Genomic DNA, 21,418 nt, shown 5'->3' on the forward strand with positions numbered 1-21,418 from the left:
GTTACGCTCCCCGACCCATGCGCGGGTCAATCCACAGATAAAGAAGATCCACAAACAGGTTGACCAGCACGTACGCAAAGGACACGACGATGGCAAAACCCATCACGGCGGGAAAATCGAGTGCCTGAATCGAGGACACCACGTACGCGCCCATACCGGGCCAGGCAAACACGGTTTCGGTCAGGACGGCACCATACAGCAGGTCACCCAGGGCCAGCCCCAGCACGGTCACAGAGGGGATCAGGGCGTTGGGCAGGGCATAGCGCACGACGATAGTAAACTTAGGCAGTCCGCTCGCCAGCGCGGTGCGAATATAGTCTTCGCTTAACTGTTCCAGCATGGCCGAGCGAATCTGACGCGCCACGATGCCCAGATGGACAAAGGCCAGCGTGGTGGCAGGCAAAATCAGATGCTGCAGGGCGTTCATAAAGACCTCAGTATTGCCCTCCAGCAAGGCATCAACCAGGTAGAAACCGGTGATGCGTGTGGGTGGATCAAGCCAGTCATCCAGGCGTCCGCCGCCGGGCAGCAGGTTCAACTTGCCATAAAACAGGACGATGGCACCCAGTCCCAGCCAGAACGCCGGGGTCGAAATACCGGTCAGCGCCAGCAGACGCACCAGATGATCAAGCCAGCGATTGCGATAAACGGCAGAAAGCACGCCCAGCGGCACGCCGACCAGCAGCGCGATCAACAGCGCACAAAAGGCCAGCTCCAGCGTGGCGGGAAAGAATGCCCGCAAATCATCTAACACCGGGCGGCCTGTGCGGATCGAGGTGCCCAGATCGCCATGCAAAAGTTGCTGTACATAACGGATAAATTGTTGCCACAGCGGTAAGTCCAGCCCTAACTGCTGGCGGATGTGTTGGACAATTTCATCACTGGCACGATCGCCGGCCAGCAGCCTGGCCGGATCCCCGGGAATAAGATGCGAAATAATAAACGTAATGACGCAGACGCCAGCGACCACCAACAGCAGTCCCCAGCTACGCTGTCTTAACAGACTCCAGTAACTCATCATGTCTTCCTCAGCAGGGCCAGGCAGGCCCTGCGTGAACGGGCGTGAAGGTTGTTATTCTTTATGCATGGTGGCGAGGTTAAAGATTTGCTCCAGCATCGGATTAAACACGTAGCCTTTAACCGACTTATTCATCGCAACCTGATAATTTTTCTGGAATAAATACACGTAAGCCGCATCGTTAATCACGATCTGCTCGGCCTGCTGGTAATCGCGGGTCCGTTCAGCCTGACTGGTCGTGGAAACCGCTTTCTTCAGCAGCGCATCGACCGCCGGATTGGAATAAAAAGAGCGGTTGCCGGGCAGACCTTTTTTGTCTGATTCAAACCAGTAGTTCATGAACATGTAGGGATCGGCAAAATCCGGGCTCCAGTTGCCAATGGCAATGTCATAGTCCGCTTTACCGATACGCTCGCGCATGGTGGCGTTGGCCAGTTTTTCCAGCTTAACGTTGATGCCCAGCGTCTTCAGATTGGCTTGCATGGAAAGGGCAATCGGCTCCCAGTTAGGATCGTTGTCCGAATAGAGAAAGGACAACGTCTGCGGTTTGCTGGGCAGTTTAGCCAGTTCAGCCCTGGCTTTATCCATGTTAAAGCTGTACTGCATGGCCTGAGGATCATAGCCCCACATGCCTTCCGGAATCGGACCGCGCATCTGTTTACCGTTGCCGCCCAGAATGCCCTGTACCATGCCCTGGTAGTCGGTAGCCCAGGAGATTGCTCTGCGTAAATCAGGCTGATTCAGCGGTGCTTTGCTGTTGTTCAGATAGAGGTAGGTCACACGCAGGGCGGGATAATCCATGACGGTGACGTCGCCTTGCTTCTTCAGCGCGGCGAACTGGTCTACCGGTAACGCATCGGCAATATCGACATCGCCTTTTGCCAGCTGCAAACGACGAGCAGAGCTTTCGCTGATAATTTTCACGGAAACGCGCTTAAAGGCCGGTTTAGGCCCCGTAAAGTGCGGGTTAGGCACCAGCACCAGCTGCTGACCTTTCTGCCAGCGTTGCAGCATATAGGCACCGGATCCTGCGATATGCTCGGCCAGATAGCCGCGCGCATCATCGGCGGCGTTCGCTTTCAGCACGGCAGGGTTAATAATGGACGCGCCGTCATTCGCGAGCGTATAAAGAAACGGTGCGAACGGGGTGTTCAGCGTGAAACGCACGGTATGCGGATCGACTACCTCGACTTTCATGTCGGCTGGAAAGGCTTCCGACGGGCCTTGTTTGATACGCATCAGACGCTCAAAAGAGAGCTTAACCGCCTCAGCATTCACGGGTGAGCCATCGGCAAACGCGGCATCCGGACGTAGCGTAAACGTCCAGATCTTGCCATCGTCACTACTCTGCCAGCTTTGAGCCAGATCGCCCTCGATCTCCGTGGTGCCTTTACCGTCTTCTGTTTTGTATTTGATCAGGCGCTGGTAGGCAGGATACGTAACGGTCCAGTCATTGTTATCAATCGTCACCGCCGGATCCAGCGTCTGCGGATCGGCCGCTTTTCCGATCACCAGCATGTCTTTCGGTACCGCAGCCAGCACGGATGTCGTCGTGGCCGCGAGGGTAATAGCAAGTAACAAAGGGCGAAAATAACGGGGTGCTGTGTGCGTCATTGTCATGGTAAAACTCCGTCAGTCTGGGCTGGGGATATGCAGGTGAAAACATCGTTAATCAGCGGATAACGGGCCGCTTCCGGTAACTCGAAATGCCACCATTCGGTCGCAATGCCAGTAAAGCCACCGCCAAACATCACGGCATTAAGCAGTAGCCTGTTGCGCTGAGCAGCCAGCGGCACGTCGGGATGGTAGGGGTGCGACAGCGCCTGCATTTCATCAAACCCGGTTCCCATATCCAGAATGTGCCCGTCAGCATCGATTAGCGTGACATCAATCGCGGTGCCACGGCTGTGATTCGAGCCTTGCGATAAAGGCACGACGTAATTCTGATCAGGACAGGCGTGCCACAGCAGCTCCTGCGCTTTTTGTGGGCGATAGGCGTCCAGCACCAGCAGCGTAAAACCCGCCACGCTGGCAATAGCAATACTTTTCTCCAGCGCGACGGCGGCATCGGGATGCAGCAGGCAGCGGGCTACGCTGTAGATGGGCTGGCCCGTGATGTTATCGGCGGTGGCATATTTCAGATCGATAGTCAGCGCCGGAAAGGCCACTGCGATATCGACCAGCTCTGTTTCCTGCATCATTCTGTAATCCCTGTTTTATCAATGTTCAAACTGACCAAATTCCTGCTGCAACAGTCGGTTTTGTGCCAGGCGCTGAGAAAGCGCGGGGCCAAGGCGTTCGACGACTGCAGACAGCAGAAGGTTGAAAAGGCAACTGATGGGGGCCAGTGAATCCCAAAAATTGGCGGTGTCCGTTTTTACCTGAAGTAAATCCACCGGATAATCCCGGGCCCACGGACACCAGATATCGGTAACCAGCGCCATCGACACGCCACGTGCGGTGGCGACCCGACAAAACTGTCTTGCTACGGTGGAATAGGCTCGCGTATCCGTAAGAATGACGTAAGGCTTTGACGACTCGGAGTTCAGCGACTCCAGCCAACTGCCCGAGCTGCCATCGGCATAGGTCACGCGCGGTCGCAGATATTCCAGATGACTGAAGAAGGTGTTCGCGATGCCCCGGGTGGACTGAATCCCCAGCACGATGACGGTTTCGGCCTCGGCTATTTGCTGGCTGATATGGCGAAAGGTCTCCGTCTGCGCCAGCTGGTAGACATAGCGGATAGCCTCTAACTCCATTTGTAATGACTGACTGGCCGGATCCGGCAGCGTGCGTTGCTGCTCCCATGAATCAAGACGGTCAATCACGCCCCATTGCTTGTACGGCGTATTCGGCACATCGCGCAGCAGGTTTTTCACATCATCAAGATTTTTAAATCCCAGCTTGCGCAAATAACGCCCGACAGTAATTCCGCTGGTGCCGGTCGCCTGGGCAATGCTGTCCGCCGTTTCAAAGGGGATTTGTTCGGAATGGCTGAGCAGCCACGAACTTATCCGTTTTTCGCTGGGCGTTTGCTGGCTAATGGCAGCCTCGATTTTTTTCAGCAGTTCGGTGTGAGCGCTCATGTCGTCCTCAATGTTACCTGGCTGTCATTGCTCGCAATGTTGTTATTGAAGTAACAAGCACAATGCATGCCAGTTTGCCCTGGCCTGTTAAAAAACAGCCACGTCAGGTGATTATGTGCAACGGAATGGTGGAGTTGATAGCCTGCCGATAAATTAAGCGCAATCGAGGTGCAACGTAATTGAAACTTGCATCACACTAGTGCAACAAAATAACCCGGTAATGTGATCCAGACTGAAGAAATGATGTTCCTCTTTCCGCGTACGAGCGAGTGGCCGATCCTTTACGTCGGGGCCGGCAACAAGGTGCGTACGATGCACGGCGCTGTCGAGCGCCGCGATGAGCTGCCATCAGGCGACAAAAGCGGTTTGTGCACTGTCGTTTTATGGCGTGCATCGGGCAGACCGGATTGCGTTAAGAAGGGCATCATCGTCAGGGATGAATGAATGCGTTTCGCCATCTTTTATAAAGGGGGAGAGCAGAACGCGAAAAAATCAGCAACATTTACCGCTTCGTTAATCAGGCTTTTAAGAATGTTTACCGGCAATAAAATGGCAGCAAAGCCAATTCGGTCACATACTTGTGTTTTTTAACTCAGTAAGTGACCTGTCATGATCAGCTTTGTTCGTTCCTTGTTCGCCAGCCCGGATAAATTCCTCCAGATAATGAGCCGCCAGGACATAAACGACTCCATTGCCGATGGTGAGCGCATTATTATCGATGAAAACGGTAACGCCGCGGTCAATATCCTCAGTGAGGAAGTAAAGGAGGATTTCAACCGGCACGTCAATAGCTTAAAAGGAGTCTGAGGTGGGTACCGCGATTTTTATGGTATTGATGGTAAGTGGTTACTGGTACACCAGTCGGGATCTTTCCAGCCGTTTCAAAATGCGCCGTACCTCAGGCTGGGATGTCTATTTTCTGGTGGCGTTATACGGTTGTATATTCGTGCTTCAGGGGGTTTTTGCCACCGCATTTATTTGGTTTGTCTTATTTATTATTTCCTCCGTTTCCAACGCGCTTTATATTTTCCCCGGCGATCATCTTCAGCTGCAAATGAAGTTTATGAACTGGAGCTTTTTAGGTATTCAGGCACCGGTAGTCATTATGCTGACCTTCGCCATTCTGTTTTGCCTTTATCGCTCGAACTGGGCGGGCAGCGCACGGCTGAATGTCTCTGGCCGAAAAGACCTCTATCAAAAACTCTCCCGTTCTAACGGCGTCGAGCAGATGCTTTTCCAGTGCATGGAGGAGGGGGAACTGGCATGGATCACGCTAAAATCGCGACGCATCTACATAGGCATGGTGCATGCGGCAACTTTTGAATATGAAAGCACCGCCAATATCGTGCTCATTCCGATGCTGAGCGGTTATCGCGACAGCCATACATTAAAGCTGGCGGTCGAACATAATTACAGTAGCTGGTACGCCGAGCACGGCATCACGCTGGATTCAGAACCCAAAAATGCCATGGCGTTTCGCAAAGTGATCATGCTGGACCAGATCGAGAGCTTCTCATTGTTCGATCCCGCCAGCGCGACAGCCCTGGCAATGGGAGAAGATCATCCGCAGAGTGTGGAAAAGAGCCGGGATGGCAACAAATCTTCGCCGCCTGATCAGCAAATTGAATAACCCAGGCAGGGCGTATCAGGACACACAGCAGGGTCGGAGCGGCGGTATCCGCACAAAACAGCCTGTATAATACAGTGCGTGCGCTAACCCGCCTCTACTCTGCTTACTGACTTCATCAACGAGGACAATCCTATGGCTCATCAGGGGAAAATCTTAGTTATCGGCGCGTCGCGCGGCATCGGACTCGCCGTGGTTAACGCGTTTGTAGCCCATCACTGGCAGGTGACGGCCACTTACCGTAGTGCTATTCCGCCACAAGGCGAGCACCCTGAGGTTGACTGGCATCAAGTGGATATAACGGATACCGACGCGGTTAAACACGTTGCGGTCCAGCTGAGTGGAGAGCCTTATGACGCCATTTTGATTAATGCAGGCGTTTACGGGCCAGCGCATCAAAAGTTGGCCGAGACGGATGACAGCGAACTGATGCAGCTGTTCCTGACCAATGCCGTCGCGCCGGTACGTTGCGCTGAGATTTTGCTGCCGTTGCTGAATCAGCAAAAGGGCGTGATTGCGTTAACGTCTTCGCAGCTTGCCAGCCTGAATGAGAACCGCAGCGCGGACGCTCCTCTGTATTCGGCCAGTAAAGCGGCGCTCAATATGTTGACCCGTTCCCTTGCCAGAGGGGTAGAAGCGCAGAATGGCACGCTGTTAACGCTGCATCCCGGCTGGGTGAAAACGGATATGGGCGGCGATAAGGCCCCCCTTACGGCTGAAAAAAGCGCGGAAGGGATCTTCACGCAGTTGACGATGTTTCAGGGGCGAGGTGGTCACCACTATGTGGACTACGCGGGAAAAACGCTGCAATGGTAATGGCGTAAAGGAATTCGCCCTCAGGCCTTCACTACAGGCAGGGGCGATCCGATACACTGAAGTTTTGCAACAGACCTGTCCCGGCATTACACTGCCTTTTTTATTTCATTGATTGAAGGTGCTTATGTCTCAGCCCTATCAGCGTCAACCGCTACCGTTGCCCGGTGGACACAAAAAAGTGCTTCTGCACTCCTGCTGTGCGCCCTGTTCAGGGGAAGTCATGGAAGCCATGCTGGCCTCCGGCATTGAATACACGATCTATTTCTATAACCCGAATATTCATCCGCTTAAAGAGTACGAACTGCGTAAAGAGGAGAATATCCGCTTTGCTGAAAAGTTTAATGTGCCTTTTGTCGATGCAGATTACGATCGTGACGACTGGTTTAAACGGGCCAAAGGCATGGAATGGGAGCCTGAGCGTGGTGAGCGATGCACCATGTGCTTCGATATGCGTTTTGAGCGTACGGCGCTCTATGCGCATGAAAATGGTTTTCCTGTTATCACCAGTTGTCTGGGGATTTCCCGTTGGAAGAACATGCAGCAGATTAATGACTGCGGTGTCCGTGCGGCGGCAAAATATCCCGATTTGACCTACTGGGAATTTAACTGGCGCAAAGGCGGCGGCTCGGCGCGTATGATCGAAATCAGTAAGCGCGAAAGCTTTTATCAGCAAGAGTACTGCGGATGTATTTACTCATTACGCGATACCAATCGTCATCGTGTTGCCAACGGGCGAGAGCGAATTCAGATTGGCGTGCAATATTATAAGCCGGACGAGTAACGCCTGTATTTAAAAAAAGCGGACTAAATCGTCGCTGCTCCGGGTGTCATTTATTCCGCTGTAAACCGGCTTTTTTGTCTTTTTCGGCGTCCGTATGCAGAGACTACAGGGATGCGCACCGGTGGACGTGGCGCTGTCCGTTCCCCCTTTCATTTGTCTTTTGCGGCAAACGCTGGGCGTACAGCCCATCATCTGTTTAAACGAGCGCGTAAAAGATTGTTGGCTTTCAAAATGGTATTTAACGGCCAGGTTGATAATAGGTGTACGGCTGTTTTTGAGATCGTTAATACAGGATATTAATTTCTTCTTGCGAATATAGCGTGCAAGCGTTTCATCGTTATAGCGGGAAAATAACTTCTGCAGATACCATTTTGAATAGCCCGCCTTTTCCGCAATATCATCAATGCTTAATCGCTGATCGAGATTTTCATTAATCCATTCAGTAACAGAAATAATTACGCTCTCATTGTATTTGTTCTCATTCATAACACCCCCTTAAATAATGAGGATGATTTTAAATTAACATATGTTTCTCAAAATAGGCGTTACGTAAAGATTCTCAAGGAAGTGCATGGTTATTTCCAGGAATGTGAAATAACATGATGAGCAATTATATTTATGCGTGATATGTATATTATTTGTTGCAAAGGTGGGAGGGGTGACTTTGTGATACTATTACATAACGTTACCATGCCGCAAGTAAAATGTCACCCTGAGCAAAGTTAAAACAGACCTCTCTGCGACACGTTGTCGCATCGCAGAGAACGACTGCCTACAGCAGATTTTGCTCCGCCAGGTCGAGCGCAAAATAACTGAAGATCAGATCGGCACCCGCACGTTTAATGGCCCCCAGGCTCTCAAGCACCACGTTACGTTCATCAATCGCGCCGGCCTGCGCGGCAAATTTAATCATCGCATATTCACCGCTGACCTGATAAGCCGCCAGGGGAAGCTCAGTGCGTTCACGAATGTCGCGCAGGATGTCCAGATAGGCGCCAGCCGGTTTCACCATCAGCGAATCGGCACCTTCGGCGGCATCAATCAGTGATTCGCGAATGGCCTCGCGGCGATTCATGGGGTTCATCTGATACGTTTTGCGATCGCCTTTCAGCGCGGTTCCGGCGGCTTCACGGAACGGGCCGTAGAAGGATGACGCAAATTTGGTGGAATAAGACATAATCGCCGTTTGCGTAAAGCCCGCAGCATCCAGTGCCTGGCGGATAGCCTGCACCTGACCATCCATCGCGGCCGAGGGCGCGATAAAGTCAGCGCCTGCCGCTGCCGCGACAACGGCCTGCTTACCCAGGTTAATAAGGGTTGCGTCGTTATCCACGCCGTGATCGCACAGCACGCCGCAGTGGCCGTGGCTGGTGTATTCACAGAAGCAGGTATCCGACATCACAATCATTTCAGGCACGGTATCTTTGCAAATGCGCGACATCCGTGCGACCAGGCCGTTTTCATTCCAGGCATCGCTGCCGGTCGCGTCGGTATGATGAGAAATCCCGAAGGTCATCACGGAGCGGATGCCTGCCCTGGCGATACGTTCAATCTCGTGGGCCAGACGTTTTTCCGGGATACGCCTTACGCCTGGCATAGCCTGAATGTCTTTATAGTCATCAACGCCTTCCTCAACAAAAATGGGTAAAGCCAGGTCGTTGATACTGAGGGTGGACTCCTGAAACATTGCACGCATGGATGCGCTGGCGCGCAATCTTCTGGGACGTTGGGTAAGGGAAAAATCAGACATAGTTACTCACGTAGCTAATTCAAATAAGACGGACAGTCTACTCCGATTAAGAGCAGGCGATGAAGGTTTGTGTGCGGTGCGCTGAGAGAATAAAACGTCTCCCGCCACAAGGCGGGAGACGGGGGAGCTTACTCGTTAATGTCCGGGTGCTGCTGCACCAGATTTTTACGTTTCGCTTCGAGACGGGCAATTTCTGCGTCGATATCTTCGATTTTCTGTTCGATGTTATCGTGGTGTTCCTGAAGGATTTCGCGCGCCTCTTCTAAATCTGATGCGGCAGGCGTCGCCCCTTTCAGCGGCTTATTCGCGGTCTCTTTCATGTAAAGACCGGTAATCAGACCGACCACCGCCACGACCATCAGATAGTACGCGGGCATGTAGAGGTTGTTGGTCGCTTCGACCAGCCAGGCCGCGGCCGTTGGCGTCAGACCGGCAATCAATACCGAAATATTGAAGGCGCTGGCTAAGGCGCTATAACGAATATGCGTAGGGAACATTGCAGGCAGAGACGATGCCATCACACCCGTAAAGGCATTCAGGATTACCGCCAGTAGTAGCAGTCCGGCAAAAATCATTCCCAGCACGCCGCTGTTGATCATCATAAAGGCGGGAATAGCAAAAACCATCAACGCAATACTGCCCAGAATCACAAACGGACGGCGGCCAAAACGGTCGCTCAGCATGCCCATTACCGGCTGCACAAACAGCATCCCCATCATGATGGCGATGATGATCAGCACGCCATGATCTTCCGAGTAATGCAGGTTGTGTGACAGATAACTTGGCATGTAGGTGAGCAGCATGTAGTAGGTCACGTTGGTCGCAATGACCAGGCCGATACAGGCTAACAGGCTGCGCCAGTGTTTGGTGGCGATCTCTTTGAAAGAGACTTTCGGACCATCACGCAGGCCTTCGCGATCCCCCTGTTCCAGCTTATCAACGTGCTGCTGGAATGCTGGCGTTTCTTCCAGCGCATGACGCAGATATAAACCAATAATGCCCAACGGCAAGGCCAGGAAGAAAGGAAGACGCCAGCCCCACTCAAGGAAGTTCTCTTCGCCAATAATGGTCGAGATCAGGACGACAACGCCCGCACCCAGCACAAAACCGGCAATAGAACCGAAGTCGAGCCAGCTTCCCATAAAGCCACGTTTGCGGTCCGGTGAATACTCCGCCACGAAAATCGATGCGCCGGTATATTCCCCGCCGACGGAAAAGCCCTGCGCCATTTTGGCCAACAGCAGCAAAATCGGTGCCCAGATGCCGATGGAGGCGTAAGAGGGAATCAGACCAATACAGAACGTACTGACCGACATAATGACAATGGTAATGGACAGTATTTTCTGACGGCCATATTTATCACCCAGCATGCCAAAGAACAGGCCACCCAGAGGACGAATCAGAAAAGGAACAGAGAACGTTGCCAGGGCGGCAATCATTTGAATGCCCGGTGAGGCATCCGGAAAAAAGACTTTACCTAAGGCATAAGCCACAAAGCCATAAACACCAAAATCAAACCACTCCATGGCGTTACCCAACGACGCGGCGGTAATGGCTTTTCGTAAACGGGCATCATCAATGATGGTCACATCATCGATCCCAATCGGTTTTACACGCTTCCTACGCAATTTCATAGAATTACCCTGTAATGGAACATGAAAGTCCTCAACGGCGCGAACCGACCACAGCGTTCAGACCGCTGCGTTGAGGAAATTTAAGCATAGCCGTAAAACAGCATTATCTGTCGACGTATAAATACAACGAAAACTGCCGTGATTCATTTCATCGACCGCAGAGTATAACGTTTTTGTGTGATATTTGTCATGTTTGGCCTGAAAGTGACCAACTCTGCCTTGTGTTTACACCAGTCTTACTGGCTAAAAAAAGAAGCAGGCGAACGCGATTGCCTGGTAACGATACGTGCCGATCGCAAGTGAAAATGCGCTCTGACGCATTACAGGTTAAAATTACTTATGATTTTTCGTGTTGACTGTTGAGGCTTGCCTAATCAATTCCCTTCAGTAATACTCATCCCCCTTGATTTGGATAGAAATTGTCAAGGAGGATATCGCCATGAGCCAAAATCCCTGGGTGGCGCTCATCGATAGTGTGGAAAAAAAATTAATCTATCCTGCCACTCTGTTGTCCGCTGACCGGCAGCGCGGCGAGAGGACACAGATGGACTCTGCGCCGGGTTGGTTTCGCTGTCGGGGGAAACGCTGGATAAACCGACTGACAAAGCTGAGCGAAACGCTTATCACGTCGACGACAACGGGGAAGCAGTGCTCGGCATATGAAGAATGCCAGCAGTTACTCCAGCAGTCGGTGCCAACGCTACAGCGGCTAAGTCAGCGAACCCGTCGGCCCTGTGAAGGCCTGTCTGTCTGCCAGCAGGAAGAAACGGTAGCCGTCGCATTGCGCGCGGCACGTAAACGGCGCTAAATCCCTACAAAATCATCTCGTGCTGTTGTCATCCGATGGTGACCTGATGTGCTCTAGAGCGCTTCAGGAGGCACTGGCAAATGACCATATTTTTCCATCCATGCAATGAAGGCGCTGTTTTCCATAGGGCGGGCATAAAAATAGCCTTGCACGAAGGTCACGCCGTGCTGTTGCAGGTAGTGGAATTGCAGTGCAGTTTCAACACCTTCACCTAATACCTGTAGCTTAAGCTTGTGGCTCAGGCTGATAATGGCGTCCAGCACAGGCGTTTCGCCATCCAGTGATTCAATGGCATTAATAAAGCCCCGATCGATTTTGAGATAGTCCAGCGCGAAAGTTTGCAGATAACTGAGCGAGCAATGGCCGGTTCCGAAGTCATCAATCGCGACTTTCATCCCCGCCGCACGCAATCTTTCCAGTTTGTCCGCCACCACGTTACCTTCCTTAATCAGGCTTCGTTCGGTCAGCTCCAGAGTAAGGTTGAATTCCGTTACTGCCATCTTTTCCGCGAAGCTCAGCATCTCATCGACGAAGTCTGGATGCTGAAGATGGTCGGCGGCCACGTTAATTGCCAGATGAAAACCGGGATTCGTTTTCCACTGCCGCGCGTCTTCAACGATTAAATCCATTAAATGGCGGGTAACGGGAATGATCATTCCCTCGGCTTCCGCCGCGCTGATGAAGGTATCGGGACGTACGCTGTCACCATTGGGCAGCGTCCAGCGCAAAAGGGCTTCTGCGCCGGTGCAGCGTTTAAGCGCATAGCTGTAGGTGGGCTGATAGTGCACGCTGAACTGCCCGGAACGAATGGCGCGACGAATGTCATCTGCCCATGAAAATCGCCGGCGTAGCCATGATGCCGTGAGAATCATCAACAAAACGGAAAACACGGAAGCAAAAGGCATAATCAGGAGCAACAACTGTTTCAGTGCTTTTATGCGTTCTGTGCCCGGTGCCAGTAGCGTTACGCTGATGGGATAGCGCGATGACGTGGCGCGATAAAGTTGAGGAGAAGGCCCGGTATCTCCGGTAAAATCATGTTCACCTGACACAATTGACGCACCGTCACTGAAGCGCATCGTGATCTGATAATCGTGCGTGCTCCCTAACGCACTCATAAAATCGATGAGATATTGCCCTTCCACCATTACCCAGACGGCTCTGCCTGCGGTAAGGTTACGCACAAAGATGACGGCGGGCCGGTCGGGTACGCTGTAGGAGCCGCGCAGAGACAAACTCCACCCGTCTTTGCGCGCCACCGGCGGCGTTACGCCAATCATCGCTTTCAGGGTTGAGGGTTTATTACCGTAAGCCGAAGAGCAGGTGATCACATCGTTTTCCAGCGTGCCCAGGCCACGAAAATAGGGATAAAGCGTGCCGTTAAGCCGCAATGCATGCTCAATTTGCTCGCAGGGCTGCTCCTCGTACTGCCGAAGCCAGGCAATCATGCTCCAGGCGTTGTCGCTGATTTTTTCTGCCTGAGACAGTAAAGTCGCTGCCGTGTTGATCTGTTGCTCGCGCACAGTTTGACGCGCATCAATGGCACAAAAAAACAGTCCCAGAAGGAGTGGCAGGACGCCAGCAAAGACGATAAGTAGCCTGGTATGGGCCGGTTTTTCTTTAATCAGCGGCACCGTATAACCTCTGAATTGTAATCATGTTTTTGAGCGGTGCTAAGGGTTTATTCAGCATAGCACGCCAGTTCACACCACGGGTGAACGGTCGGATATCCTTTGCCTCCGATAATCGTCATTATCGGCCTCGTCCATAATTTATTGACAGAAAATTCATGCCCGGATTGGGTGAAAGACGGCATATGACAGAGTGTACTGATGAAAGTGAATACTCACATTTTCTGCTAAGTGTTCCTGTGGCCGGCAGGCAAGCCGTGCGCGCGGGGCAAAAGAATGTCCCCGCGCGGTGGAGAAAGCAAAAGGGCGTTGACGCCGCAGGCACGGACCACATGCGGCGGCTCAACCGAACACGATGGCTTCTGGTCTGGCACGTCCCTCCAGCGGCACCGTGGTGGGCTAATCCTGAAAGTAGATTTGCTTCAGCGCGACTTCTACGCCACGCAGCTCGGCCAGCCCCTTGAGCCTGCCGATTGCTGAATAGCCCGGATTGGTGCGCTTGTGCAAATCGTCCAGCATCTGATGACCGTGATCGGGACGCATAGGAATAGCGCGTAGATTGCCTGCACGACGACGGCGCTGCTCCTCAGCCAGAATGACTTTGATGACGCCAACCATATCAACGTCTCCCGCCAGATGAGCGGCTTCGTGGAAGCTGTTGGGGTTTGCTTCGCGTTTTGTGGCGCGTAAATGCACGAAGTTAATACGATCGGCAAAGGTTTCGGCCATCGTAACCAGTGGGTTATCCTCGCGAACGCCGTACGATCCTGTACAGAAGCAGAATCCGTTATGCAGGCTGTCGACAGTCTCTTTCAGCCACTGCATATCCTCCTGGGTGGAGACAATGCGCGGCAGGCCAAGAATAGGACGCGGCGGATCGTCGGGATGTACCGCCAGTTTGATGCCCACCTCTTCTGCCACTGGCACAATAGCCCGCAGGAAGGTGGCCATATGCTCGCGCAGTCTGGCTTTATCAATGCCATCATATTGGGCCAGCTGGGCCTGGAACTGTTCAAGCGTGTAGCCTTCTTCCGCACCGGGTAAGCCCGCAATGATGTTGCGCACCAGCGTGGCTTTCTCTTCTTCGTTCATCGCGGCAAAACAGGCAGCAGCGGCCTGCTGCTCGGCGGGGCTGTATTCTTTTTCCGCACCGGGACGTTTTAACAGGTACAGTTCAAACGCAGCAAACGCATCGGCGTCAAACCGCAACGCTTTCGCCCCATCCGGCAAGGTCCAGGCCAGATCGGTACGCGTCCAGTCAAGCACCGGCATAAAGTTGTAGCACACGGTATCGATCCCGCAGGCGGCCAGATTACGAATCGACTGCTGATAGTTGGCGATATAGCGCGAATAATCGCCCCGTTGCGTTTTAATGGATTCGTGAACGGGAATGCTTTCAACAACAGACCAGGTGAGTCCTTTTTCCGCCAGTAGCGCCTGACGCGCTTTGATTTCGGCTACGGGCCACACGTCGCCGTTTGGGATGTGATGAAGTGCCGTAACAATACCGGTTGCACCTGCCTGGCGAGCATCGTCCAGTGAAACAGGATCGTTGGGGCCGTACCAGCGCCATGTATGTTCCATTATTACTCCTTGATGAACGGGTGGCCCAGTGGTCAGGCCGCTGGACCAAGAGTAAATTAGCGCGTAAATTAAGGCCGTGATCCGGATCGCAGCATAGTAAATACGTCCGGCTGGATTCTGCAAAGACGGCCATAACAGGAGAAGGTGATGGTGCTACCGGTACTGAAAACTGAACGACTTTATCGACAGATCGCCAATGCCATTATCGCGGGCATTCAGCGTGGGGATTTCGTACCCGGCGGTGCGTTGCCACCGGAGCGAGAGCTGGCAAAGCAGTTGGGCGTCAGTCGCTCGTCCGTGCGTGAAGCGCTGATTGCGCTTGAGATGACGGGCTACGTCACTATCCAGACCGGAACGGGCGTATTTGTCGCCCAAACCCTGCCTCAGCCCTCAGCGGTCAAAGACACCGAACATTTCAGCCTGCAGGATCTTTTACAGGCGCGCGAAGCCTATGAAAGTCTGCTGGCAGGAATGGCGGCGCGTAACGGCAGTGAGGCGCAACGTGAGCGGCTCATGGCGATGAGCATCAGCCTCCAGCAATTTAATGAAAACGATGCGGCGTTTATAGAACAGGATAAAGCCTTTCATCTTTTGATTAGCGAGATGAGCGGTAACGATCTGCTGCGGGAGATGATGGAAAACCTGTGGAACAAACGCGACAGCGCGCATTTTCGTCGGCTGGAACGCCATTATGCCGACAATACCTTTGCTGACGAAATGAACGCCGACCATCAGTGCATTGCAGATGCCATTGTCGGGGGAGATGAGCAGGCTGCACAGGCTGCGATGAGAGCGCATCTGCAGCATGTGCAGCAGCGTTTACTTGGTTAGCAGCCGGGCAGGTTTAGGACGTCCGGTGCCCAGCATGATTGCCAGCCGGCTTCCGCCTGGCGTGGTTTCCATCAAAATTTTTGTAATGCTGGTCAGCGGTACGGAGAGCAGCATACCGACCGGACCCAACAGCCAGCCCCAGAAGATCAAGGACAGAAAGACCACCAGTGTCGACAATCCCAGTCCGCGCCCCATGATGCGCGGCTCTAACATATTGCCAAACACCATATGAATGGCGGTAAACAGCGCCGCCACCATCGCCGCGTCAAACACACTGTTCAGCAACAGTGCCTGCAGGAAAGGGGGAATACCGGCGATAATCGGCCCGATATTGGGAATAAAATTCAGGATAAAGGCTACCACGCCCCACAGTAATGCAAATTTCACATCCAGCAGGTACAGCGTCAGCCAGACCGAGATACCGGTAATCAGGCTGATCAGCGTTTTTAATGCCAGGTAATGCGTCACGCCTTTAAGCGCTTTGTGTAAACCCGCAATACGAATTTTGGGGTTCACAAACGAGTTGCGCATTTTGTAAGGCAGGTGGTGCACTTCAAACAGCATAAAGACGACGGTAAGGATCAACAGGACAGTATTGGTCATTGCGCCGGAAAAACCACTCAGCGCCACGCTGGCCAGATTCATCAATGTGTTGGGATCGAAGCGCTGAACCAGCGCATCGGTAGAGACATTCAGATGAATGCTGGCCGCCAGATGCTGAACGACCAGCATTTTCTTTTCCATGATGGTGCGCAGTTGAGGATAGAGATCGTAAAATTCACTCATTGAGCTGGCCAGTACGGCCCCCAGCAGCAAAATCACAGCAAAAATGACCGTGATCACCAGCGTAATCGCCATCCCGCGCCGCAGTCCGCGCCGCATCAGTATCGTGACTAAGGGATTCAACACAATGGCAAAAAACGCCGCCAGGAGTAACGGCACCAGAATATCGGAAGCGGCTCTTATCCCGGCAAGGATAATCACTAACATCGCCAGTTTGATTAAGATATTTTGTCCAATTCTTTCCTGCTGCAACCCGTTCATTCGTTCTCTCTACGCATAAATAACTGATTGAAGTGTAGTTGAAGGAAAAATCAGAAGCGGATTCGTTGAGGAAAAGGATAAGCGAGGCGAGACGGTGACGGGAAACAGGACGCGAAAGGGTGTTAAGCGTCCTGATGCCGCGGCGGACAATGGCGACTGTCACGGCGATATGCTGTCAACAGCGATGCCGCCGCAATGAAACGACGCAGGCGACCGCCTGCCGCCGCCTTACACTGAGGGCGCAGATTCCTCTTTCGTGGCGTCCTGTGGCACCGTCTCCTGCCCGCCGGGAATCAGAATATTCAGCACGATGGCAACAATCCCGCCGCTGGTGGCGGCTGAACCAAACAGGTTTGCAAACAGGGGCGGCAGATGGGAAAGGGCAGCAGGCACGGACTCAATCCCTAAGCCGAAGCTGAAGGCCAGGCCGACAATCAGCATCTCTCTGCGCGTCAGCGCGGTCTGGCTGAGAATACGAATGCCGGCCGTTACCACGCAGCCAAACATCACCATGGTCGCGCCACCCAGGACGGGCGTGGGAATCTGACGCAACGCTTCGCTAAACGGCGGAAACAGAGCCAGTAAAATCAGCATCACACCGATATAGCGGCCAACAAAACGGCTTGCCACACCGGTCATCTGTATGACGCCGTTGTTTTGCGCAAAGGTGGTATTTGGAAAGGCACTCAGCATGGCGGCAATCATACAACTCAGTCCGTCAGCCAGAATGCCGCCTTTCAGGCGCGCACTGAACGCTTTATCCGTAATCGACTTACCGGAGATCAGGTGGTTTGCGGTAAGATCGCCTACCGCCTCAATGATGCAGACCAGTGAAACCAGCACCACAGGCACAAAAAGACTGCTGTTGAAGTGAAAGCCAAACGGAAACAGCGCGGGCAGGCGAAACAGGCTGTCCCCCAAACCATGCACCTGAAATTTGCCGCTCAGTGCCGCCGCGATGCAGCCGGTGAGAATGCCGACCACGATGGATGACAGACGCAGCCAGCGGTTCCCCGAACAGCTCAGCAGCACGATCACGCCAAGCGTCAAGGCCCCCAGGGCGAGGTTGCTAAGGCTGGCAAAATCCTGTGCATTCTGACCGCCGCACCAGTTAATCACGCTGACCTTAATCAGGCTGATACCGATTAACGCAATCACGCTTCCCGTCACGACCGGCGTAAAGACCCGTTTTAAGGTATCAATAAAGCGGCTGACGATAACCGGAACCAGCGCGGCCACGGCGTTGACGCCAAACAGCATCGCCATAATGTCCTCAGGGCTGCCGCCCTGGGCTTTGACCCACAGGCCACCTGAAATGGCGACGCCGAGAAAAGCAAAGCTGGTGCCCTGCATGCATATCATGCCCGCGCCCACGCCCCACACGCGATTTGACTGCAGAAAGGTGCCGATGCCCGAAGCAAGGAGCGACATACTAATTAAATACGGAAGCCAGGCTTCCAGACCAAGCGCGGTGCCAATCAGCAAAGGCGGCGTGATAATCCCGACCAGACCTGCCAGTACATGCTGCGATGCGCTAAAAAAAGCCTGCACAGGCGGAATTCGCTGATCAAGGCCGTACAGTAAGCCACTGTTTTTTTCGTCAGACACGGTTATCTCATCTCAGTGCGGGGAAGTCACCGGATGTTGCATAAAGCAGGCCAGGTTTATCTGATAAACGTTCCTCTGCTATCAATGCCTTTAAAATCATAGGGATAATGTTGTGATAAAACGTGTTGCTCGCCCAGGGAAAGTGAAACACATGATTCCTGATGGGGCAGTGAAGAAATTATTGGTTCATGAAATGACGATTAACGCCCTTTTTTGCACTGCGTTAGTGCGTAGTGATGTTTTTTCACCAGACACCTGTCCTCATGGCCAGCAGCCATTTTTCTGGCCGACTCTCAGCAAAAAGAAATGTATATTTCATATTTTAAATTGATGAAACATATCCGGGCTGCTTAATGCCGTCAGGCCGAAAACCTTTCATCCCGCAAAGGCGTTAAAACGCCCTGAAGCGACAATGTCATGGGGACCCCGATTACACCGTCAGCGATGACGAGCCAGAATGGCCGCCGCGAAGGCGTCAATCCTTTATGAAAAGAGAAATGCGATCTGTGCCGCTAAAAAGTAATTTTCCAAAAATATCTATTTGAAAAATTTATTCCATTGTAATAGTTTTCCAGCATGCTTTTGGCTTTTCCTGCCCAGCCAGCATGCCACTTCTGTGCTCTGCCCGCTGGAACCGTACATACCAAAGAGGCAACATCATGACTATCGTAGGAAACTTTATTGGCGGTCAAACCACATTCAGCGCCAGCAACGAAACCATTCCTGTGTTCGATCCGGCAACCGGCAAGGTTATCCGTGAGCTCACGCAAAGCAGCGCAGATGAAGTGGCTCAGGCGATTGATGTGGCACATGCGGCCTTTCCTGCCTGGTCAAAAACCTCCCCGTTGCGCCGCGCACGCATCATGTTCAATTTTAAAGCTCTGATGGAGCAGCACCGCGATGAACTGGCGGCGCTGATTGTGTCTGAGCATGGCAAAGTCTGGTCAGATGCGCTGGGTGAGCTGACGCGCGGTATCGAAGTCATCGAATTTTCCTGTGGTATTCCGCACCTGCTTAAAGGCGAGTATTCCCCGAATGTGGGCGGTGGCGTAGACAGTTACTCGCTGATGCAGCCGGTGGGCGTCGTGGCAGGGATTACGCCCTTCAACTTTCCGGCAATGGTGCCGTTGTGGATGTTCCCGATTGCGTTGGCCTGCGGTAACACCTTTATTCTCAAGCCGCCTGCGCTGGATCCGTCAGCATCGGTGCGCATGGCCGAGCTGTTGAAGGAGGCGGGCCTGCCGGATGGCGTGTTTAATGTCGTGCACAGTTCCAATGACAATGCAGAACAGCTTTATAAAGATCCGCGTATTGCCGCCGTCAGCTTCGTTGGCTCATCCGGTGTGGCCGAGCATATTTACAAAACGGCCAGTGCGCACGGTAAGCGCGTTCAGGCTTTTGGCGCGGCAAAAAATCACGCCATCGTTATGCCAGACGCCGATTTGGACGCCACGGTAAACGCGATTATGGGCGGTGCGTTTGGCTCGGCGGGCGAGCGTTGCATGGCGCTGCCGGTTGTCGTTGCAGTGGGCAACGATACCGCCGATAAGCTCATTTCGCGCCTGACACCGCTGATCAACGCATTACGGGTTGGGCCGGGAATCCAGCAAGGCAGCGATGAAAATGAAATGGGGCCTGTGGTTTCTGCGGCACACCAGAAAAAAGTGCTGGGCTATATCGATCTGGGCGAGCAGGAAGGGGCGAAGCTGGTCGTTGATGGCCGCAACCACAAAGTCGCCGGTTTCGAAGAGGGCTACTACGTCGGCGGTACGCTGTTCGATAACGTTACCGCCGAGATGACCATCTGGCGTGAGGAAATTTTTGGTCCGGTGCTGAGCATTATGCGCGCGCCGGATTACGACAGTGCCTTGAAGCTGGTTAACAGCCACGAATTTGGTAACGGCAGCGCCATCTTTACCAGCAATGGCCATACCGCGCGGGAGTTTGTGCAGGATGTTGAGGCCGGAATGGTCGGCGTCAATGTGCCGGTGCCGGTGCCGATGGCCTTCCACAGTTTTGGGGGCTGGAAACGGTCAGTCTTTGGTGCGTTAAACGTGCACGGGCCAGACGGCGTGCGTTTTTACACCCGCATGAAAACCGCCACCGTGCGTTGGCCAGGCGGTCAGCAAACGGTGTCCGAATTCAGCATGCCAACGTTAGGCTAAATCACCTGCACCACTGACGCAGCGTTCCACACACAGGGGCGCGGGTTGTCAGGTGAAGGACCGCAAAACAGGAGGAGGCGAATGGCCTTACTTTCGAAGGTAAAACAGCCCGACAATAACGGCTGCATTCAGCAGGTGACGCCAGCGCGCGCCGGTTGGCGTTATGTCGGTTTTTCATCCTATCTGCTGAAAAAAGGGCAAACGCTCGACCTGAAAAGTGGCGACAGCGAACTTTGCCTGGTGCTGGTCGCGGGGCTGGCTTCCGTCACCACGCGCCACGCACGTTTCCCGAATATCGGCAAACGTCTGTCACCGTTTGAGCGCACGCCGCCTTATTCTGTGTATGTTCCTCATGATGATGACGTCAGGGTACAGGCTGAAAGCGATCTTGAGCTGGCGGTCTGCCAGGCACCCGGGCAGGGCGGCAAGCTGCCCGCTCGCCTGATTGCGCCGGAGGATGTTGGCGTTGAACGGCGGGGCAAAGGGCAAAATCAGCGCCTGGTGCATAATATTCTGCCGGACGATCAACCGGCAGAGAGCCTGCTGGTCGTGGAAGTGTATACCGATGAGGGCAATACCAGCTCTTACCCGAGCCACAAACACGATCAGGAAAACAGCGAACACGAAACCTATCTGGAAGAAACCTATTACCACCGTTTTCAACCCGAGCAGGGGTTTGCTATGCAGCGCGTTTATACTGACGACCGTTCGCTGGATGAGTGCATGGCAGTGTATAACCGTGATGTGGTCATGGTGCCGCGCGGCTATCATCCTGTGGCGACGCTGGCAGGCTACGACAATTACTACCTTAACGTCATGTCGGGGCCGGTACGTTTGTGGAAGTTCAGTTGGGAGCACGATCACGCCTGGGTTAACAGCGACAGTTATCCGCGACGTTAATCCGTGGCAAGGACTGACAAGGCAGCGCTATGCGCTGCCTTTTTTATTGCGTGATGGTACCTGTAAGTTGACCAGAGAACGGTGTTCGGCGACAGGCTCTGTCTGTTACCTGACGAGGCCGTTTCTGATTGACGG

General features: G+C 53.3%; 20 protein-coding genes. 9 read left to right on the top strand and 11 right to left on the bottom strand.

All coding sequences use genetic code 11. The features are described 5' to 3' along the window. Nucleotide 1: 1 nt before the first annotated feature. Genes GC090_RS01375 through GC090_RS01390 form a run of 4 tightly spaced genes read right to left on the bottom strand, consistent with a single transcriptional unit; the run spans nucleotide 2 to nucleotide 4,104 of the window. On the bottom strand, nucleotides 2–1,018 hold the full coding sequence (locus GC090_RS01375; RefSeq protein ID WP_054632925.1) for an ABC transporter permease: 1,017 nt from the start codon (nucleotides 1,016–1,018) through the stop codon (nucleotides 2–4). 54 nt (nucleotides 1,019–1,072) lie between these two features. Then, the gene (locus tag GC090_RS01380; RefSeq protein ID WP_416381867.1) at nucleotides 1,073–2,638 is read right to left on the bottom strand and encodes an ABC transporter substrate-binding protein; all 1,566 of its coding nucleotides are present in this window, start codon (nucleotides 2,636–2,638) and stop codon (nucleotides 1,073–1,075) included. Then, the gene (ddpX, locus tag GC090_RS01385; RefSeq protein WP_039342773.1) at nucleotides 2,635–3,219 is read right to left on the bottom strand and encodes a D-alanyl-D-alanine dipeptidase; all 585 of its coding nucleotides are present in this window, start codon (nucleotides 3,217–3,219) and stop codon (nucleotides 2,635–2,637) included. The genes GC090_RS01380 and ddpX overlap by 4 nt, the downstream gene beginning before the upstream one ends. A gap of 18 nt (nucleotides 3,220–3,237) precedes the next feature. Beyond that, on the bottom strand, nucleotides 3,238–4,104 hold the full coding sequence (locus GC090_RS01390) for a MurR/RpiR family transcriptional regulator (protein ID WP_006121084.1): 867 nt from the start codon (nucleotides 4,102–4,104) through the stop codon (nucleotides 3,238–3,240). Nucleotides 4,105–4,713: 609 nt separating this feature from the next. On the opposite strand from GC090_RS01390, the gene GC090_RS01395 reads away from it, so the two are divergent. From GC090_RS01395 to GC090_RS01410, 4 genes are all read left to right on the top strand, one after another. After that, a complete protein-coding gene (locus tag GC090_RS01395) occupies nucleotides 4,714–4,911 on the top strand; it encodes a hypothetical protein (protein WP_033738245.1) in 198 nt (65 codons plus the stop codon). A gap of 1 nt (nucleotide 4,912) precedes the next feature. After that, nucleotides 4,913–5,734 (top strand): hypothetical protein, encoded by an 822-nt coding sequence (locus GC090_RS01400; RefSeq protein ID WP_006121083.1) that lies wholly within the window; start codon nucleotides 4,913–4,915, stop codon nucleotides 5,732–5,734. A gap of 132 nt (nucleotides 5,735–5,866) precedes the next feature. Next, a complete protein-coding gene (locus GC090_RS01405; RefSeq protein ID WP_033738243.1) occupies nucleotides 5,867–6,547 on the top strand; it encodes an SDR family oxidoreductase in 681 nt (226 codons plus the stop codon). A gap of 124 nt (nucleotides 6,548–6,671) precedes the next feature. Continuing rightward, the gene (locus GC090_RS01410) at nucleotides 6,672–7,328 is read left to right on the top strand and encodes an epoxyqueuosine reductase QueH (RefSeq protein WP_006121081.1); all 657 of its coding nucleotides are present in this window, start codon (nucleotides 6,672–6,674) and stop codon (nucleotides 7,326–7,328) included. A 9-nt stretch (nucleotides 7,329–7,337) separates the two neighbouring features. On the opposite strand, the gene GC090_RS01415 is transcribed toward GC090_RS01410, so the two are convergent. From GC090_RS01415 to proP, 3 genes are all read right to left on the bottom strand, one after another. Then, nucleotides 7,338–7,814: a helix-turn-helix domain-containing protein gene (locus GC090_RS01415; protein WP_054686856.1), complete on the bottom strand. Its 477-nt coding sequence runs from the start codon at nucleotides 7,812–7,814 to the stop codon at nucleotides 7,338–7,340. A gap of 286 nt (nucleotides 7,815–8,100) precedes the next feature. Beyond that, nucleotides 8,101–9,078 carry a porphobilinogen synthase gene (gene hemB / locus GC090_RS01420; protein WP_006121079.1) on the bottom strand — a complete coding sequence of 326 codons (978 nt, stop codon included), beginning with the start codon at nucleotides 9,076–9,078 and terminating at the stop codon, nucleotides 8,101–8,103. A gap of 128 nt (nucleotides 9,079–9,206) precedes the next feature. Then, complete coding sequence (gene proP, locus GC090_RS01425) at nucleotides 9,207–10,712, bottom strand: glycine betaine/L-proline transporter ProP (protein ID WP_006121078.1); 1,506 nt, start codon at nucleotides 10,710–10,712, stop codon at nucleotides 9,207–9,209. Between the two features lie 439 nt (nucleotides 10,713–11,151). Here proP and GC090_RS01430 point away from each other — a divergent pair, with 439 nt between their 5' ends. After that, a complete protein-coding gene (locus tag GC090_RS01430) occupies nucleotides 11,152–11,520 on the top strand; it encodes a hypothetical protein (RefSeq protein ID WP_226376310.1) in 369 nt (122 codons plus the stop codon). Nucleotides 11,521–11,573: 53 nt separating this feature from the next. On the opposite strand, the gene GC090_RS01435 is transcribed toward GC090_RS01430, so the two are convergent. Continuing rightward, nucleotides 11,574–13,154 (bottom strand): EAL domain-containing protein, encoded by a 1,581-nt coding sequence (locus GC090_RS01435; RefSeq protein WP_054632928.1) that lies wholly within the window; start codon nucleotides 13,152–13,154, stop codon nucleotides 11,574–11,576. Between the two features lie 396 nt (nucleotides 13,155–13,550). Next, nucleotides 13,551–14,735, bottom strand: a complete 1,185-nt coding sequence (gene uxuA / locus GC090_RS01440; protein ID WP_164482675.1) for a mannonate dehydratase — start codon at nucleotides 14,733–14,735, stop codon at nucleotides 13,551–13,553. A gap of 147 nt (nucleotides 14,736–14,882) precedes the next feature. Between uxuA and GC090_RS01445 the strand changes: the two genes are divergently transcribed. Continuing rightward, on the top strand, nucleotides 14,883–15,566 hold the full coding sequence (locus GC090_RS01445) for a FadR/GntR family transcriptional regulator (RefSeq protein WP_324020715.1): 684 nt from the start codon (nucleotides 14,883–14,885) through the stop codon (nucleotides 15,564–15,566). Here GC090_RS01445 and GC090_RS01450 read toward each other — a convergent pair. After that, entirely contained in the window at nucleotides 15,555–16,610 is a 1,056-nt protein-coding gene (locus tag GC090_RS01450) for an AI-2E family transporter (protein ID WP_164482674.1), read from the bottom strand. The genes GC090_RS01445 and GC090_RS01450 overlap by 12 nt on opposite strands. A gap of 228 nt (nucleotides 16,611–16,838) precedes the next feature. Next, entirely contained in the window at nucleotides 16,839–18,218 is a 1,380-nt protein-coding gene (locus GC090_RS01455) for a nucleobase:cation symporter-2 family protein (protein WP_172913578.1), read from the bottom strand. Between the two features lie 112 nt (nucleotides 18,219–18,330). Between GC090_RS01455 and GC090_RS01460 the strand changes: the two genes are divergently transcribed. The 3 genes from GC090_RS01460 to iolB all read left to right on the top strand — a co-directional run bounded on the left by GC090_RS01460 (nucleotide 18,331) and on the right by iolB (nucleotide 21,283). Beyond that, nucleotides 18,331–18,549 carry a hypothetical protein gene (locus GC090_RS01460; RefSeq protein ID WP_324020717.1) on the top strand — a complete coding sequence of 73 codons (219 nt, stop codon included), beginning with the start codon at nucleotides 18,331–18,333 and terminating at the stop codon, nucleotides 18,547–18,549. A 328-nt stretch (nucleotides 18,550–18,877) separates the two neighbouring features. After that, nucleotides 18,878–20,383 (top strand): CoA-acylating methylmalonate-semialdehyde dehydrogenase, encoded by a 1,506-nt coding sequence (locus tag GC090_RS01465; RefSeq protein WP_324020719.1) that lies wholly within the window; start codon nucleotides 18,878–18,880, stop codon nucleotides 20,381–20,383. A gap of 81 nt (nucleotides 20,384–20,464) precedes the next feature. Continuing rightward, nucleotides 20,465–21,283 (top strand): 5-deoxy-glucuronate isomerase, encoded by an 819-nt coding sequence (gene iolB / locus GC090_RS01470; protein ID WP_324020721.1) that lies wholly within the window; start codon nucleotides 20,465–20,467, stop codon nucleotides 21,281–21,283. Nucleotides 21,284–21,418 lie beyond the last annotated feature (135 nt).

This window comes from Pantoea sp. JZ29 (assembly GCF_035190385.1).
In the GTDB taxonomy this organism is placed as follows: domain Bacteria; phylum Pseudomonadota; class Gammaproteobacteria; order Enterobacterales; family Enterobacteriaceae; genus Pantoea; species Pantoea stewartii.

Coding starts and splice junctions, on each gene's coding strand:
- GC090_RS01410 (WP_006121081.1), top strand. CDS start 6,672: ATGTCTCAGCCCTATCAGCGTCAACCGCTACCGTTGCCCGGTGGACAC.
- GC090_RS01390 (WP_006121084.1), bottom strand. CDS start 4,104: ATGAGCGCTCACACCGAACTGCTGAAAAAAATCGAGGCTGCCATTAGC.
- uxuA (WP_164482675.1), bottom strand. CDS start 14,735: ATGGAACATACATGGCGCTGGTACGGCCCCAACGATCCTGTTTCACTG.
- GC090_RS01430 (WP_226376310.1), top strand. CDS start 11,152: ATGAGCCAAAATCCCTGGGTGGCGCTCATCGATAGTGTGGAAAAAAAA.
- iolB (WP_324020721.1), top strand. CDS start 20,465: ATGGCCTTACTTTCGAAGGTAAAACAGCCCGACAATAACGGCTGCATT.
- GC090_RS01415 (WP_054686856.1), bottom strand. CDS start 7,814: ATGAATGAGAACAAATACAATGAGAGCGTAATTATTTCTGTTACTGAA.
- hemB (WP_006121079.1), bottom strand. CDS start 9,078: ATGTCTGATTTTTCCCTTACCCAACGTCCCAGAAGATTGCGCGCCAGC.
- GC090_RS01445 (WP_324020715.1), top strand. CDS start 14,883: ATGGTGCTACCGGTACTGAAAACTGAACGACTTTATCGACAGATCGCC.
- GC090_RS01405 (WP_033738243.1), top strand. CDS start 5,867: ATGGCTCATCAGGGGAAAATCTTAGTTATCGGCGCGTCGCGCGGCATC.
- proP (WP_006121078.1), bottom strand. CDS start 10,712: ATGAAATTGCGTAGGAAGCGTGTAAAACCGATTGGGATCGATGATGTG.
- GC090_RS01375 (WP_054632925.1), bottom strand. CDS start 1,018: ATGAGTTACTGGAGTCTGTTAAGACAGCGTAGCTGGGGACTGCTGTTG.
- GC090_RS01395 (WP_033738245.1), top strand. CDS start 4,714: ATGATCAGCTTTGTTCGTTCCTTGTTCGCCAGCCCGGATAAATTCCTC.
- GC090_RS01380 (WP_416381867.1), bottom strand. CDS start 2,638: ATGACAATGACGCACACAGCACCCCGTTATTTTCGCCCTTTGTTACTT.
- GC090_RS01465 (WP_324020719.1), top strand. CDS start 18,878: ATGACTATCGTAGGAAACTTTATTGGCGGTCAAACCACATTCAGCGCC.
- ddpX (WP_039342773.1), bottom strand. CDS start 3,219: ATGATGCAGGAAACAGAGCTGGTCGATATCGCAGTGGCCTTTCCGGCG.
- GC090_RS01450 (WP_164482674.1), bottom strand. CDS start 16,610: ATGAACGGGTTGCAGCAGGAAAGAATTGGACAAAATATCTTAATCAAA.